The 14,200-nt window shown below is 71.5% G+C and carries 15 protein-coding genes; 5 read left to right on the forward strand and 10 right to left on the reverse strand.

All coding sequences use genetic code 11. The features are described 5' to 3' along the window. Positions 1-82: 82 nt before the first annotated feature. A complete protein-coding gene (locus tag J7462_RS15045) occupies positions 83-556 on the forward strand; it encodes a hypothetical protein (RefSeq protein WP_219464617.1) in 474 nt (157 codons plus the stop codon). A gap of 90 nt (positions 557-646) precedes the next feature. Here J7462_RS15045 and J7462_RS32250 read toward each other — a convergent pair whose 3' ends face one another. Genes J7462_RS32250 through J7462_RS32255 form a run of 3 tightly spaced genes read right to left on the reverse strand, consistent with a single transcriptional unit; the run spans position 647 to position 2,020 of the window. Beyond that, complete coding sequence (locus J7462_RS32250) at positions 647-880, reverse strand: hypothetical protein (RefSeq protein ID WP_255597734.1); 234 nt, start codon at positions 878-880, stop codon at positions 647-649. Next, a complete protein-coding gene (locus J7462_RS15050) occupies positions 814-1,824 on the reverse strand; it encodes a helix-turn-helix domain-containing protein (protein ID WP_308290911.1) in 1,011 nt (336 codons plus the stop codon). Before J7462_RS15050 ends, J7462_RS32250 begins: the two co-directional genes overlap by 67 nt. Beyond that, positions 1,814-2,020, reverse strand: coding sequence for a hypothetical protein (locus J7462_RS32255; protein WP_255599271.1), 207 nt, complete (start codon positions 2,018-2,020; stop codon positions 1,814-1,816). Before J7462_RS32255 ends, J7462_RS15050 begins: the two co-directional genes overlap by 11 nt. 111 nt (positions 2,021-2,131) lie before the next feature. On the opposite strand from J7462_RS32255, the gene J7462_RS15055 reads away from it, so the two are divergent. Continuing rightward, positions 2,132-2,875, forward strand: a complete 744-nt coding sequence (locus J7462_RS15055) for a DNA-binding transcriptional regulator (protein ID WP_219464619.1) — start codon at positions 2,132-2,134, stop codon at positions 2,873-2,875. Positions 2,876-2,910: 35 nt separating this feature from the next. Here the strand turns inward: J7462_RS15055 and J7462_RS15060 are convergent, their stop codons facing one another. The 7 genes from J7462_RS15060 to J7462_RS15090 all read right to left on the reverse strand — a co-directional run bounded on the left by J7462_RS15060 (position 2,911) and on the right by J7462_RS15090 (position 10,315). Further along, on the reverse strand, positions 2,911-3,516 hold the full coding sequence (locus J7462_RS15060) for a PIN domain-containing protein (protein WP_219464620.1): 606 nt from the start codon (positions 3,514-3,516) through the stop codon (positions 2,911-2,913). A 3-nt stretch (positions 3,517-3,519) separates the two neighbouring features. Continuing rightward, positions 3,520-3,978 carry an excisionase family DNA-binding protein gene (locus J7462_RS15065; RefSeq protein WP_219464621.1) on the reverse strand — a complete coding sequence of 153 codons (459 nt, stop codon included), beginning with the start codon at positions 3,976-3,978 and terminating at the stop codon, positions 3,520-3,522. A 241-nt stretch (positions 3,979-4,219) separates the two neighbouring features. Beyond that, positions 4,220-5,962 carry an ABC transporter substrate-binding protein gene (locus J7462_RS15070; RefSeq protein WP_219464622.1) on the reverse strand — a complete coding sequence of 581 codons (1,743 nt, stop codon included), beginning with the start codon at positions 5,960-5,962 and terminating at the stop codon, positions 4,220-4,222. A gap of 150 nt (positions 5,963-6,112) precedes the next feature. Beyond that, positions 6,113-7,099: an ABC transporter permease gene (locus J7462_RS15075; RefSeq protein ID WP_219464623.1), complete on the reverse strand. Its 987-nt coding sequence runs from the start codon at positions 7,097-7,099 to the stop codon at positions 6,113-6,115. A gap of 12 nt (positions 7,100-7,111) precedes the next feature. Next, the gene (locus J7462_RS15080) at positions 7,112-8,122 is read right to left on the reverse strand and encodes an ABC transporter permease (RefSeq protein ID WP_219464624.1); all 1,011 of its coding nucleotides are present in this window, start codon (positions 8,120-8,122) and stop codon (positions 7,112-7,114) included. Next, a complete protein-coding gene (locus J7462_RS15085; RefSeq protein WP_308290912.1) occupies positions 8,119-9,210 on the reverse strand; it encodes a dipeptide ABC transporter ATP-binding protein in 1,092 nt (363 codons plus the stop codon). The genes J7462_RS15080 and J7462_RS15085 overlap by 4 nt, the downstream gene beginning before the upstream one ends. A 55-nt stretch (positions 9,211-9,265) precedes the next feature. Continuing rightward, on the reverse strand, positions 9,266-10,315 hold the full coding sequence (locus J7462_RS15090) for an ABC transporter ATP-binding protein (RefSeq protein WP_308291120.1): 1,050 nt from the start codon (positions 10,313-10,315) through the stop codon (positions 9,266-9,268). A 306-nt stretch (positions 10,316-10,621) separates the two neighbouring features. Between J7462_RS15090 and J7462_RS15095 the strand changes: the two genes are divergently transcribed. The 3 genes from J7462_RS15095 (at position 10,622) to J7462_RS33650 (ending at position 14,072) form a co-directional block, all read left to right on the forward strand. Further along, positions 10,622-11,170, forward strand: coding sequence for a Uma2 family endonuclease (locus J7462_RS15095; protein WP_219464626.1), 549 nt, complete (start codon positions 10,622-10,624; stop codon positions 11,168-11,170). Between the two features lie 32 nt (positions 11,171-11,202). Next, the gene (locus tag J7462_RS15100) at positions 11,203-12,639 is read left to right on the forward strand and encodes a TldD/PmbA family protein (protein ID WP_219464628.1); all 1,437 of its coding nucleotides are present in this window, start codon (positions 11,203-11,205) and stop codon (positions 12,637-12,639) included. A gap of 527 nt (positions 12,640-13,166) precedes the next feature. Next, positions 13,167-14,072 (forward strand): metallopeptidase TldD-related protein, encoded by a 906-nt coding sequence (locus J7462_RS33650; RefSeq protein WP_374197581.1) that lies wholly within the window; start codon positions 13,167-13,169, stop codon positions 14,070-14,072. Positions 14,073-14,200: the final 128 nt, after the last annotated feature.

Raw genomic sequence — 14,200 nt, forward strand, 5'->3', positions numbered from 1 at the left:
GAACGTCGGAACGGGGCTGCGGGAGAGGGCAGTTTCGATCACACTTTCGGAGGTCCCGCCCGCCCCACACCCCGGAGACGACATGCAGCCCTTGTACGCGGAGCGGACCGCGCGGCGTCGTCCCGGGTGGATGTGGGCCGGTGCTGCTGCGGGGCTACTGCTGGCAGGGGGCATGTTCGTGGGCAACAGCACCAGGGCCCGCACTCCGGTCGCGGCGAACCGGCTGCCGAGGGAGACGTTCGTGGCCTCCGGCACAGTGCTGCTCGGCGACAGGGGGTCCTTCGTCACCGACGGTCATGGTGGCTGCGCCGGGACGGGCGACCACGCCGACGTCAGGGAGGGTGCCCAGGTGGTCATCTTCGCCGGCACCGGATTCGCCGGTGGACGGTTGACCGACCCCCGCGCGCTCGCCGACGACACCTGCCAGTTCCGGTTCACCGTGTCGGGGATTCCCGTTCGGCAGGACAGCTACCTGTTCATGGTTGCCGACCAGGATTCCCGGCAGTACGTCGAACAGGAGCTGAAAAGCGCCCTGCTGGCCCTGCGGGTCGACTGAACGCTGATCCGTCGCGCGACCCGGTCAGCGGCTCCTCCGCACCCGGTAGACACCTCCGCCGGGCGATCCGGCAGGCAGGACCGCTCCTCGTCAGAGCAGTCCGAGACTGACGGCGAGCGGGGTGATCGTGGTGGGAGCGCGCGGGTCGCGGGCGAGTTGGTCGACCACCTTCCGTACCGCCGGCCGGTGCCGGACCTCGGCGGGCGCGACACGGTCGGCACGGATCAGTGCCCGCGCCGCGCCGACCGGATCGCCGGTCAGCAGGTACCCGCGCGCCGCGTCGACCAGGTGCGCAGCCCGATGCTCGACCGGTAGCCAGCCCACCCGACCACCTCCTCGTGCCGGGCGACCGCCTGCGGGCCGTCGCCCAGTTCCACGGCGGCGGTGACCCGTCCCGCCGCGACGGCCGCCGGCCCGAACCCCGTCCGGTGATGGTCGTGACCGTCGCCCACCCGGGCGGCCATCTCGGTGGCCTCGTCCAACAGATCGTCGGCCGCCCGATCGTCCCCCGTCCGTGCCGCGATCAACGCGGCCTGCACCAGTAGCGATCCGCACAACGACCACTCCTGCGGCGTACCACGGTCGGGATCGACCGGGGCGATCTGGTACGCGGCGGCCAGCATCACCGACCGCGCCCGCGCCACCGTCCGCAGCACCTGACCGAGCTGCACCGCCGCGCCCGCCAGCAACACCCGGTCACCGGCGGCGGCAGACATCGCCCGCTCGACGGCCAACCAGGCAAGGCTCCCCTCGTCCAGCTTCACCAGCAGCGCCGCCGTCACCCGGTACGCCTGCACGACCGCCACCCGGCCCGCCTCCGGGTCCCGCACGTGGGCACGGTGCACCTCGGTCAACAATCCCGGCAGCAACTCCACCAGGCGCGGATACCGGGCCTGCTGGTACGCCGCCCACGCGTGCCCCAGCGCCCGCGCCAGTCGATCCGTCGACATCACTTCCCGGCCCTTCTCCTGACCAAGAGCCATCTCGTACGTCGACAGCGTCGCCCTGATCCGGGCGACGCCCGTGTCGCGCGCGGCCGCCTCGGCGGGCTGGACGTCCCGACCGAGCAGCGTCGCGGTGTCCACCCGCAGCACCGCCGCGACCTCGCGGATGGTCGACATCCGTTCCAGCGGGCGGACGCCACGCTCGACCTTGTCCACCCAGCTCTTCGACTTGCCCAGCCGGTCGGCGAACGACTGCTGCGACAGCTTCCGCCGCACCCGCAGGTAGGCCACCCGCCGGCCGATCGGCAACGCGTCACCGCCCACCGCGCCACCGCCGATCCGGCACCGCCCGGGTCGTCTCCTCCACGGGTATCCGCTCCGCCTCGGCCTGCGCCAGAATCCGCTGCCGCGCCGCCTCCCGCTCGGCGGCATCGATCTGCTCACCCCGGCTCATCGTCGATCCGTCGCCCCGACGTTCCACCGCCACCTCCGTCAACAACGCGGTGGCAGGTTCAGCCACCACATGCCATCTAGATTGACGCTGGAGTGTCGCCACGCACGACGTCATAGGGAGTGACAAAAAGGTCTTTCAACAGGCGACATTAGGGCGACACAGCGGTACCGTGGCGACATGGTTGCCCCCAACATCACGCTGCGCACCGTCCGGACCAGGATGCGTATGAGCCAGGACGACTTCGCCCGCGCGCTACAGGCCGCCGGCCACCGTGCCGGCGAGCCCAACGACGCCAACAAGCGACTCGTCCAGCGCTGGGAGTCAGGGATGACCGCCGCCCCTCGGCCCGTGTACGCCCGCGCATTGGAGGTCGTCACCGGCCTACCCATCACGCTGCTCGGTTTCGCCACGAGCCCTGACGGTGACGCGGGGAACGACCAGCACGGCGGCGACGGCCGCACCTCGCCCATGTCCGACCTGGCCACCCCGACACCCAGATCAGCAGCCACGCACGGGTCACACGAGGGCGTGTGGCTCAGCCGCTACCAATACCACTCCAGCAGCCGGGGCGAGTCCTTCGCCGGGCAGCACTTCGTGGTCGTGCTCCAGCACGGCGACCGGTTGACCGTGCGCAGCCTGCCCGGCTCGGCGGCATCGTCGCTGTCGCTGGACCTCAGCATGGACGGTGCCGTCGTCACCGGCACCTGGGTGGAGCAGACCGATCCCGCCGGTCACTACCGGGGAGCCCGCTACCACGGCGCGATCCAACTGCTGGTGGAGCCGACCGGCCGGCGGATGAGCGGGAAATGGGTCGGGTTCGGCAAGGACATGGACGTCAACACCGGCCCGTGGGAGTTGACGTTCCAGGACGCTTCGACGTCCAAGACGACGCTCGACCGCTACAACACCCCGCCCGAGTAGTCTCTTGACGCCATGTGCCTCCGTTCGGGATCCCACTACTCACCGATCAGGGCGCGAGGGGGCGATTCCCCCGCCGCCACAGGGCCGTCCATGGGTGGCATGCTTCGTCGGACCGTCGCGGCGAAGCGTCGTGCGCCTGCGCTGGCCAGGTAGTCCAATACCTGGTGGGCCGTCAACTGACGACCACGTCGGCCCGTGCCGGCCGCCTGCTCGCCGAGAATCCGCAGCAGGGTTCGCGGCTCACGGGCCCACAGATCGAGGAGAACGGTGTCGGGGTGTTCGGCGACCACCCCGTGGGGTTCGCAGGCGGCGAGGGGGAAGTCCCGCAGGTTGCAGGTGATGATCGAGTCTGCTCCGGTTGCCACCGCAGCGGCCAGCACGTGCCGGTCCTTGGGGTCGTTGCGCATCTGGTCGATCAGGTGCTCGTAGCCGGTGACCAATGCGTCCTCGAAGGCCGCGTTCATGAACGCGATTCGCCGGTCGATCGCGGCTGCCGGCACCGGCACGTGTCGTCGGACCTCCGCAAGAATGGCCGGTGACCAGCGCGGTTGATAGAGGTCTTCCTCAGCCAGCCGCAACAGGAAGTCGCACAGTGCGTTGGGGATCAGAACGTTGGCGTCCAGGACCGCGATCGTCGTCACCCGTCAGGCCGCGTCATCCGTCTCGACCGGTGCGGGCTGTCCGTACATGCCCATCTCGACCGCGTCTGCAGTCAACTCGTCGAGGAGCGCCCGCCGGGCCTGCCCACGCCGATCCCGATAGGCCAGAACCTGGTCAAGCGGGATCCGGCGCGACGAGTTCGGCCGCGAATAGCCGATCTCGCCGGCCTCCAGCAGTTTGATCAGGGTGGGACGGGACACTCCGAGCAACCCCGCTGCCTCGGTGGTCGTCAACTCCCGGTCCACCGGCACGATTGCCACCCCCCGACCGGAGGCCAGGACATCGGCGATCCGGGTCAACACGTCCCGCACGGACAACGACACCTCGACCTGCACCCCACCACGGGTTACCGCCAAAGCCCCCGAGCCGTCGTGGAGCAGGCTGACCAACTCGGTAAGCGAATGGCGTTCGCTGTCCCCCGGCATGATCGCTTCCGCAGCCATAGCCCCTCCCTACCGTTCGACGCCATCACCATCATCCCCTGAAGTGAAAAAAGTGCAACCACCTTCGCGGTTCGGAGCGGCCCGAGCTGGCGGCGGGCTCGCTCATGTCAACAATTGCGCAAATCGTACGAGTCGTACAAGCTTCGACGGACGCCGCCATTACCACTCAGCGCGCCCACGAGCGCCGACGGGCTCCCTCCCGACGCCGACCGGGGAGGGAGCCCGCCGGCTCAGGGTGGCGTCACTGTTTGACGTGGGCGTTGACGAAGGACGGGTAGCCGAAGACGCTGGAGATGAAGACCCCGCCGGCCTTGGACCCGTGGACCGTGTAGGCCACGTCGACGAAGAGCGGCACCACCGGGGCGTACTCGGTCATGATCCGCTGGTCGAGCTTGCCCCACTCGGGCCCCTGGTCGGCCGGGGGCATCGCCTGGATCCGGTCGATCTCGGCGTTGACCGCCGGGTCGTTGAAGTACGCCTGGTTGCTGTTGCCCTCGGCCTTGATGGTGCGGCCGTCGTAGAGCACCGGCAGGATCGACGCGCCGCTGGGCCAGTCGGCGGCCCAGTTGCCGATGTAGAGGTCCCACGGGTTGTTCTTCTTCTTGATCTCGTCGAGCTTCGCGTCGTCCGGGATGTTCCGCACAGTGATCTTGAAGCCGGCGCGCTCCAGGTTGCCCTTGAGCTGGGTGCCGATCTGCTGTTCGGTGGCGCTGTCGGCCACCCCGAGGACCAGCTCCGGGGTTTTCCCGCCGAGCAGCTCCTTGGCCTTGTCGACGTCGCCGTTGGCACCGGCCGGGTAGGCGTCGTACGCCTGGTAGCCGATGGTGGACGGCGGCATCAGGGTGGTCATCGGCTGGGCGACGGTCTGCCCACCGAGGGCCTTGACCAGTCCGTCCCGGTCGATGGCGTAGTTGAGCGCCCGCCGGACCGCGAGGTCGGTCACCCGCTGGTTGTTGATCACCAACTGGTTGGCGCTCGGCGTCGGGGACAGGATGCTCCGCGCCTTGAGGGCCTGGTCCTGGGCGACCCGCGCGACCAGCGAGGCGGGCACGTAGTTCCAGGCCAGCGCGCTCTGGTCGGTGCCGTTGTCGGCGATCACCCGGTTGACGGCCGCGTCGGGGGTCGGCCCGAAGGTCCAGACGAACTGGTCCGGATACTGGTGGCGGACCGGGTCGGTGGCGGCGTCCCAGTGCGGGTTGCGGTCCAGGGTGAGTTGCACCCCGGCCTGGTTCTTGGCGATCTTGTACGGTCCGGAGGAGAACGGCTTCTGGTCCAGGTTGACCCCGGTGTCCCGGTCCGGCCGCAGTGGCGCGGTCGTCGGCAGCGAGACCGCGAACGGCAGGTCGCAGCGGGGCTTGGCGAACTCGAACCGCACCGTCTTGGCGTCCGGGGTGGTCAGGCCCGGCGGCAGCGACGTCCTGTTCTTCGCGAAGTCCCACTTCGTGTCGTACTGCGGGCTGTCGGCCAGCCACTCCTGCAGGTAGGTGGGGCCGCCGGTCAGGTCGGGGTCGAAGGAGCGGGCGATACCGTACGCGATCTCCTTGGACGTGATAGGGCTGCCGTCCTCGAACTTGACCCCGTCCTTGACGGTGAACTCCCAGACCCGGCAGTCGCTGTTGACGTTGTTGCCGGGGGTCTGCGCCAGGTCACCGACCAGGACCAGGCCACCCTTGCCGTCGTCCTTCCAGGTGGTCAGGTAGCGGGCGAAGAGCGGGTTGGCCATCAGCCCGGCGAAGGAGTACGTCCGCTGCGGGTCCAGGTGGGAGATGGGCGTCTCCCGGATGACGGTGAAGGTGCCGCCCTTCGCCGCGCCGGCCACCTCGGCGGCGGGGCCCTGCGAGTCCTTCGGGTCGGTGGCGATCACCCCGGTCTGCTGCCGGCCGGTGTCCACGGTGGTGCCCTCGCCGGTGTTCTCCGAGCAGGCCCCCAACGCCACCACCAGGGCGATCGCGCCGCCTACGGCGGCTGCTGCGCGTGGTCGCATTCCTACCTCCTCCACCCCGTCACCGTCGGGCGTGAACGCCGACGTCCCGAGGATCGTCAAGAAGAAAAACTTCGGACTGTCTAACAGATGTCGACAACTCTTGTCGCCCGGCGGGCCGGGTGCGCTGCACCCGACAGGCCGCCCGCCGGCTCAGCGCAGCCGTACCCGGGGGTCGATCGCCGCGTACAGCAGGTCCACCAGCACGTTCGCCAGCACCACGAAGACCGCCGCGATCAGCACGGTCGCCATGATGGTGGGCAGGTCACCGGCGCGCACCGCGTCGACCGCCGTGCGCCCCATGCCGTTGAGGCCGAAGGTGGTCTCGGTGATCACCGTGCCGCCGAGCGCGCCGCCGACGTCCAGGCCGGCGATGGTCACCACCGGGGTGATCGCCGCGCGCAGCGCGTGCCGGCCGTACACCGTGGGTTGGGACAGACCCTTGGCCCGCGCGGTGCGGACGAAGTCCTCGGACAGCGTCTCCAGCATCTGCGCCCGGGACAGCCGGGCGTAGATGGCGGAGAAGAGGAACGCCAGCGCCAGCCAGGCCAGCACCAGGCCACTGGCCCAGCGCACCGGGTCGTCCAGCAGCGGCGTGTAGCTGGGCACCGGCAGCCAGCGCAGCGTGTAGACGAACACCAGCAGCAGCACCGCCCCCACGAAGTAGAGCTGCAACGACGCCCCGGTCAGTGAGAAGCCGATCGCCGCCCGGTCCAGCCAGGTGCCCCGGCGCAGCGCCGACACCACACCCAGGCCCACCCCGAGCAGCAGCCACAGCACCGCCGCCGGGACGACGATGCTCAACGTCACCGGCAGCACCCGGGAGATGGTGTCGCTGACCGCCTCGTTGGACACGTACGACCAGCCCAGGCAGGGCGCGTCGCACCGGCCACCCTGGGCGCTGCCGAGGTCCCGGCCGGTGACGATGCCCTTCATGTAGCCGGCGTACTGGCTGATCAGCGGGTCGCGCAGGCCCAACTCCTGACGGACCCGTTCCAACCGTTCCGGGTTGCAGTTCTTCGGGCACATGCCGGTGACCGGGTCCCGGGGCAGGGCGAAGAACATCAGGAAGCTGAGCACGCTCACCGCGAAGAGCGTCAACGTCGCCGAGAAGAGCCGCTTGACCAGGAACCGCGCCACCGCCGCGCCCTCCTACCGGGACGACTTCGGGTCGAGCGCGTCGCGCAACGCGTCACCGAAGAGGTTGAAGGCGAACACGAGCGCAAAGATCGTGACGCCGGGGAAGAAGACGTACGCCGGGTCGGTCTGGAGGTAGTCCAGGCTGCGGTAGATCATCCGGCCGAAGCTGGGGGTGGCGTCGGTCAACCCGACCCCGATGAACGACAACGCCGCCTCGCCGGTGACGTACGCCGGCACCGCCAGCGAGAAGGACACCAGGATCGGCGCCCAGAGGTTGGGCAGCAGTTGCCGGAACAGCATGTGTCCCAGCCCCGCGCCGCTGGCCCGCGCCGCCTCCACGAACTCCCGCTCGCGCAGCGCGATCACCTGTCCGCGCACCAGCCGGGCGGTGCTCGTCCAGCCGAACAGCGCGAAGACGGCGATCAGCACCCCGATCTGGAACGCGGCCGGCACCTCGTCCCGCTGGCCGTAGAAGCGCAGCGCGAGGGTCGGCGTCAACGCCAACGCGATGATCAGGAACGGCATCGCCAGGGTCAGGTCGGTGACCCAGTTGACCACCGCGTCCACCCAGCCACCCAGGTAGCCGGCGACGGTGCCCAGCACGACACCGATCACCGCCGTGGTCACCGCCGCCGCCACGGCGATGAACAATGAGGTACGCAGCCCGTGCACCAGCCGGATGAAGATGTCCCGGCCCAGCCCCGGCTCCAGCCCGAACCAGTGTTCCCCGGTCACCCCGCCGGCATAACCGAGCGGCATCCCGAACCCGTCCAACCGGGACTGGAACTGCTCCCGGGGTCCGACCCCGTACGCCCACTCGATCAGCGGGACGGCGAGCGCCACCAGCACGAAGAAGACCAGCAGCGCACCGCTGACCAGCCCGGTCCGGTCGCGCCGCAGCCGGGCCCAGGCAAGCTGGCCGGGCGAGCGTCCGACGAACCCGGGCCCGGACCGGTCGCCACCCGGCCCCGTCCCGGTCTCGGCTTCGGCCAGCGCCGCCGGATCGACCGGGGACACACTCATCGCGCCACCTCCCCGGCGTTCCCGTCCAGCCGACCCGCACCGTCGCCCGCAGGCGTCGCGTCCACGACGGCACCGCCCGGACCGGCCGCGCCCGGGTGGGACGGGGTCGGCGGTCCGGCCTCCGGGAAGTGGCAGGCGGCCGTCTGCCGGGCCTCGTCGCGGGCCACCAGCGTCGGCTCCTCGCGGGCGCACACCTCCTGCGCCCGGGGGCACCGGGTACGGAACCGGCACCCCGACGGCGGGTCCAGCGGCGTCGGCACCTCCCCGGCCAACCTGATCCGCCCGGCCGGGCCGAGCGTGCCCACGTCCGGGATCGCCGACAGCAACGCCCGGGTGTACGGGTGCCGGGGTCGCTGGTAGATGTCGTCCCGGTCGCCGATCTCCACGATCCGGCCCAGGTACATCACCGCGACCCGTTGGCAGAAGTGCCGCACCACGGCCAGGTCGTGCGCGATGAACACGAACGCCAGGCCGAGGTCGCGTTGCAGGTCCCGCAGCAGGTTCACCACCTGTGCCTGGATCGAGACGTCGAGGGCGGAGACCGGCTCGTCGGCGACGATCAGCCTGGGTCGCAGGGCCAGCGCGCGGGCGATCCCGATCCGTTGCCGCTGCCCACCGGAGAACTCGTGCGGGTACCGGTTGTAGTGCTCCGGATTGAGCCCGACCAGTTCCAGCAGTTCCCGGACCCGCGCCTTCACCCCGCCGGGTGGGTCGATCCCGTTGACCTGCAACGGCATCGCCACGATCCGCCCGACGGTGTGCCGGGGGTTCAGCGAGGCGTACGGGTCCTGGAAGATGATCTGGAGGTCCTGCCGCAGCGGGCGCAGCTCACGCCGACGGGCGTGGGTGATGTCCCGGCCGGCGAACTCGATCGTCCCGGCGGTCGGCTCCAGCAGCCGGACCAGCATCCGGCCGGTGGTGCTCTTACCGCAGCCGGACTCCCCCACGAGCCCCAACGTCTCGCCGGGCCGCACGTCGAAGTCGAGCCCGTCGACGGCCCGCACCAGCCCCCGGGACCGCAGGCCGCTGCGTACCGGGAAGTGCTTGGTCAACCCCCGCACCCGCAACAACGGCTCGGCCGCGTTCACGGCATCCGCCTCTCGCCCGCGACTGCGGGACTCCGCTGCGCTACGTTCCTCGCGCTCATGGCAGCCGCCTCTCGCTCAAAGCCCCGGCTGCCAGGCGGGTGCGCTCGTCGGGGGGCAGGTGGCAGGCGACCAGGTGGCCGTCCGCGCCGGTCGGGACGAGGCGCGGCACCTCGGCGCGGGAGCGGTCGCCGGCGTACCGGCAGCGCGGGTGGAACGCGCAGCCGGGGGGCAGGTGGATCAGGGAGGGCGGGTTGCCCGGGATGGGCACCAGGTCCGCGTCCGGGTCGTCGTGCAGCGACGGCACGCTGGAGAGCAGTCCCCAGGTGTACGGGTGCTGCGCCCGGCGGAGCACCTGTGCCGCGCTGCCCTGCTCGACCACCCGACCGGCGTACATCACCAGCACGTCGTCGGCGACCTGGGCGACCACCCCCAGGTCGTGGGTGATCAGGACGATCGCGGTGTGGAACTCGGCCTGGAGGTCGGCGAGCAGATCGAGGATCTGCGCCTGCACCGTCACGTCCAGGGCGGTGGTCGGCTCGTCGGCGATGATCAGCGCCGGGTCGTTGACCAGCGCCATCGCGATCATCGCCCGCTGCCGCATGCCGCCGGAGAACTCGTGCGGGTACTGGTCGTGACGGCGGGCCGGCTGCGGGATGCCCACCCGGTCGAGCATGTCCACGGCACGGGCCCGTGCCGCCCGCCGCCCCGCCCGGGGGTGGTGCACCCGGTACGCCTCCGCGATCTGCCGCCCCACGGTGTAGTAGGGGTGCAGCGCGGAGAGCGGATCCTGGAAGATCATCGCCACGTCCCGGCCGCGCAGCCGGCGCATCCGGTCCTCGGGGAGGCCGACGAGTTGCCGGCCGCCGACGGTGATCGCGCCGGTGACGGTGCTGCGCCGGGGGTCGTGCAGGCCGAGGACGGCCAGCGAGGTGACGCTCTTGCCGGAGCCCGACTCGCCGACGATGCCGAGCGTCCGGCCGCGCCGGACGGTGAAGGACACCCCGTCGACCGCGCGCACCACACCGTCGGCGGTGTCGAACCGCACCCGCAGGTCGTCCACCCGCAGGTACGGCTCGTCGCCGCGTGGCTGCGGCACGGCCGGCACGGCGTCCGGCGGGCCGGGCGGCGCTGCTTGCGGACTGTCCACGACCGCCTCCCTCGGGTTGTAGGGAACCTACAACAAAGAGCCGAGGCTGAAAATAAGCTACGGACAGCGAGCTGACGCCGGACCACAGCGTAGCGAGTCGATGACCCCGCCGCGCACCCTCGGCCGCCCTGTCCGAACCGGCCCGAACCGTCGCGGCCCGCGTCGCCGTGCGGTGTCGTCGCCCGCCGGTCGCACCAGGAGTGCGACCATGGCCCTGGTGCCCGGCGGAAGATGCCGGACGACACGAGGTGGAGGTGACCGATCATGACCGCAGCGGTGTTCGGCCACGACGGACCGTGGACCGAAGAGGAGTACCTCTCCCTCGGCAGGACGTCCCAACGCGTCGAACTCTTCGACGGGAGCCTCCACGTGACCCCAGCCCCAACCCCCCGCCACCAGAACATCTCGGGTGAACTCCGGGCCGCACTACGGCAGCCGGCCCGCAGTGCGCACCTGCGGGTCCTGGAGGCGGTCAACGTCCGCCTCAAGCCGGGTCGGATCACCATTCCCGATCTCGTCGTCACCGGCGAGATCGACTTCGACGAGGTCTACATCGAGGCGCACGACGTCCGTCTCGTCTGCGAGATCATCTCGCCAGGCAACGCGGCGACCGACAAGGTCCTCAAGCTGCACTACTACGCCACCGCCGGGATCGAGTGGTACCTGCTGATCGAGCAGCAGAACGGCAACCTGCACCTCTACCGGCGACACGGCCGGCACTACCTGGAGCAGACGGTCGCCAAGGTCGGGGAGTCGCTGGAACTCACCGAGCCGGTACAGGTGCGCCTGCGACCCGAGGATCTGCTGCCCTGACGAATGTCGGCCGGCTGGCCTAGGGTCGGTCCATGACCGAGTTCGATGCCGCAGCCGCCGCCGTGCAGGCCGCCCTCGACGCGGGCGCCCGGTATGCCGACGCCCGGGTGATGCACCTGCGCTACGAGTCGATGTCCGCGCGCAACGGCGACATCGAGGAGCTGACCCAGGACGAGAGCCTCGGCCTGGGGGTGCGCGCGCTGGTCGGGTCGGGGTGGGGCTTCCACGCCGTACCCGAGCTGTCCGACGCGGCGGCGCGCGAAGCCGGCCGGCGGGCCGCGCAGGTCGCCGCCGCGAGCGCCCGGGTGCCCGGCCCACCGATCACGCTGACCCCGGCCGAGCCGGTGGTGGCGAGCTGGGCCTCCGACTGCGCCGTCGACCCGCTCGGGGTGGCCCTGTCCGACAAGGGTGACCTGCTGGTCCGGGCCACCGAGGCGGCCCGTGGGCAGGGGGCCGACCTGGCCCAGGGGCTCTACCAGGTCTGGGACACCCGCAAGTGGTTCGTCTCCAGCGAGGGGCACCGCATCGACCAGCACATCCGCGAGTGCGGCGGCGGCATCTCGGCCACCTCGATCGGCGAGCACGAGACCCAGCGCCGCTCCTGGCCGAGCTACCGGGGCCAGTACGGCACCACCGGCTGGGAGCTGGTCGAGTCACTGGATCTGACCGGGCACGCCGCTCAAATCGCCGACGAGTCCCGGGCGCTGCTCACCGCCCCGCAGTGCCCGGCCGGCGAGACCGACCTGATCCTCGGCGACGAGCAGCTCGCGTTGCAGATCCACGAGTCGGTCGGGCACGCCATCGAGCTGGACCGCATCCTCGGCTGGGAGGCGGCGTTCGCCGGCACCTCCTGGCTCGACCTGGCCCAGCTCGGCTCGCTGCGCTACGGCTCCGAGCTGATGAACGTCACCATCGACCCGACGATCCCCGGCGCGCTGGGCAGCTTCGGCTTCGACGACGAGGGCTCCCCGGCGGTCAAACGCGACGCGGTACGCGAGGGCCGCTGGGTCGGGGTGCTCGCCGGCCGGGACTCGGCCGCCGTCGCCGGCCTGGACCACGGCGGCAGCGTACGCGCCGACGGCTGGGCCCGGCTGCCGATGGTGCGGATGACCAACGTGGGCCTGGAACCCGGCCCGCACACCCTCGACGAGATCATCGCGGCGACCGACGACGGGGTGCTGATGGACGTCAACCGGTCCTGGTCGATCGACGACCGGCGGCTCAACTTCCAGTTCGGCTGCGAGATCGCCTGGGAGGTGCGCAACGGCCGGCGCGGCCGGATGCTGCGCAACCCCACCTACACCGGCATCGGGCCGCTGTTCTGGCGGTCGATGGACATGCTCTCCTCCGAGATCGTCCCGTGGGGCACCCCGAACTGCGGCAAGGGTCAGCCCGGCCAGATCGGGCACACCGGCCATCCGGCCGCGCCGGCCCGGTTCCGGGGCGTCCGGGTGGGGGTGCGGGCATGACCGGCCTGCGGGACGCCGGGGCGACCGAGCTGGACGTCGCCGCCCGGGTGGTGGAGCTGGTCCACCAGCTCGCCGGGCCGGCCGCCGAGGCCGAGGCCATCGTCGTCCGGCACGACCTGGCGCTGACCCGGTTCGCCAACTCGTTCATCCACCAGAACGTCGCCGGGTCTCAGGTGACGGTGCGGCTGCGGGTGCACGTCGACGGCCGCACGGCCACCGGTGGCGGCAGCCTGGTCGACCCGGACGGGCTGCGCGCCCTGGTCGGGCGGACCCTCGCCGCGGCCCGGCTCTGCCCGCCCGACCCGGCCTGGCCGGGGCTGACCCCACCGTCGGCGGTCCACTCCAACGGCCTGCTCGACGAGGCGACCGCCTACGCCGAGCCGGCGGACCGCGCCGACCGGGTCCGGGCCTTCGTCGACGCGGTGGGCGGGCTGGAGGCAGCCGGCTACTGCCGCACCTCCTACCGGTCGGGGGCGTTCGCCAACTCGGCCGGCCAGTCGGCGCAGGGGCGCACCACCGAGGCGGCGATGGACGGCATCGCCCGCACGGGCGGCGCGGACGGGGTGGCCCGGCTCTGCGCCGGTCGCCTCGACGAGGTGGACGGCACGCTCCTGGGGGTCCGGGCGGCGGCGAAGGCACGGGCCGCCGCCGACCCGGTCGAGCTGCCCCCGGGCCAGTACGAGGTGGTCCTCGAACCGGCCGCCGTGGCCGACCTGTTGCAGAATCTCGCCTGGTCCGGTTTCAACGGCAAGCGGTACGTCGAACGTCAGTCGTTCGCCCGCCCCGGCACCGCCCAGTTCGATCCGGCGGTGACCCTGGTCGACGACCCGACCGGCACGCTGCCGTTCGACCTGGAGGGCACCCCGCGTCGGGCGCTCACCCTGGTCGAGGCGGGCACCACCCGTGCGGTGGCCCACGACCGGCGCAGCGCCGTCGCGGCGGGCACGACGTCGACCGGGCACGGGACGCCCGACGGGTCCACCTTCGGCCCGGTCCCCAGCAACCTGCGGTTGCTCGGGGCACCCGACGGCGGCCCGACCGGCGGGGCGGTGGACCCGGCGACAGACGGCGACCCGACCGGCGACCCGGTGCCGGGGGCGGTGGTGGATGCGGACACCGCCGCGCTGGTCGCCCCGATGACCCGGGGGCTGCTGGTCAGCGACTTCTGGTACACCCGGGTGCTCGACCCGTTGAGCCTGGTGATCACCGGGTTGACCCGCAACGGGGTGTGGCTGGTGGAGGACGGTGTGCCGGTGCGGGCGGTGCGGAACTTCCGCTTCACCGAGTCGTACCCCCGGGCGTTGGGGCCGGGCACGGTGCTCGGCCTCGGCCGGCGGCCGGTCCGCCAGCCGGACCGCACCGACGGCGGCTGGTGGGAGGGACCACCGCTGCGGCTGGCCTCGTGGAACTTCACCGGTGGCGCCTCGGGCTGACCGGTTCCCGCTGGTCCGCCGGGGGGTGTGGCCGGTTGGCCGCAACCGGTCAGGATTGATCACGGTCCGGGTCTTTCCAAGGTGCGGGACACACGGGACACTGCGTTGCGCGGCCCGACCGTGATGAT

Source organism: Micromonospora sp. RL09-050-HVF-A, assembly GCF_019374995.1.
Lineage (GTDB): Bacteria > Actinomycetota > Actinomycetes > Mycobacteriales > Micromonosporaceae > Micromonospora > Micromonospora antibiotica.

Coding starts and splice junctions, on each gene's coding strand:
- J7462_RS33650 (WP_374197581.1), top strand. CDS start 13,167: ATGGACGGCATCGCCCGCACGGGCGGCGCGGACGGGGTGGCCCGGCTC.
- J7462_RS15100 (WP_219464628.1), top strand. CDS start 11,203: ATGACCGAGTTCGATGCCGCAGCCGCCGCCGTGCAGGCCGCCCTCGAC.
- J7462_RS15095 (WP_219464626.1), top strand. CDS start 10,622: ATGACCGCAGCGGTGTTCGGCCACGACGGACCGTGGACCGAAGAGGAG.
- J7462_RS15080 (WP_219464624.1), bottom strand. CDS start 8,122: ATGAGTGTGTCCCCGGTCGATCCGGCGGCGCTGGCCGAAGCCGAGACC.
- J7462_RS15045 (WP_219464617.1), top strand. CDS start 83: ATGCAGCCCTTGTACGCGGAGCGGACCGCGCGGCGTCGTCCCGGGTGG.
- J7462_RS15065 (WP_219464621.1), bottom strand. CDS start 3,978: ATGGCTGCGGAAGCGATCATGCCGGGGGACAGCGAACGCCATTCGCTT.
- J7462_RS15055 (WP_219464619.1), top strand. CDS start 2,132: ATGGTTGCCCCCAACATCACGCTGCGCACCGTCCGGACCAGGATGCGT.
- J7462_RS15070 (WP_219464622.1), bottom strand. CDS start 5,962: ATGCGACCACGCGCAGCAGCCGCCGTAGGCGGCGCGATCGCCCTGGTG.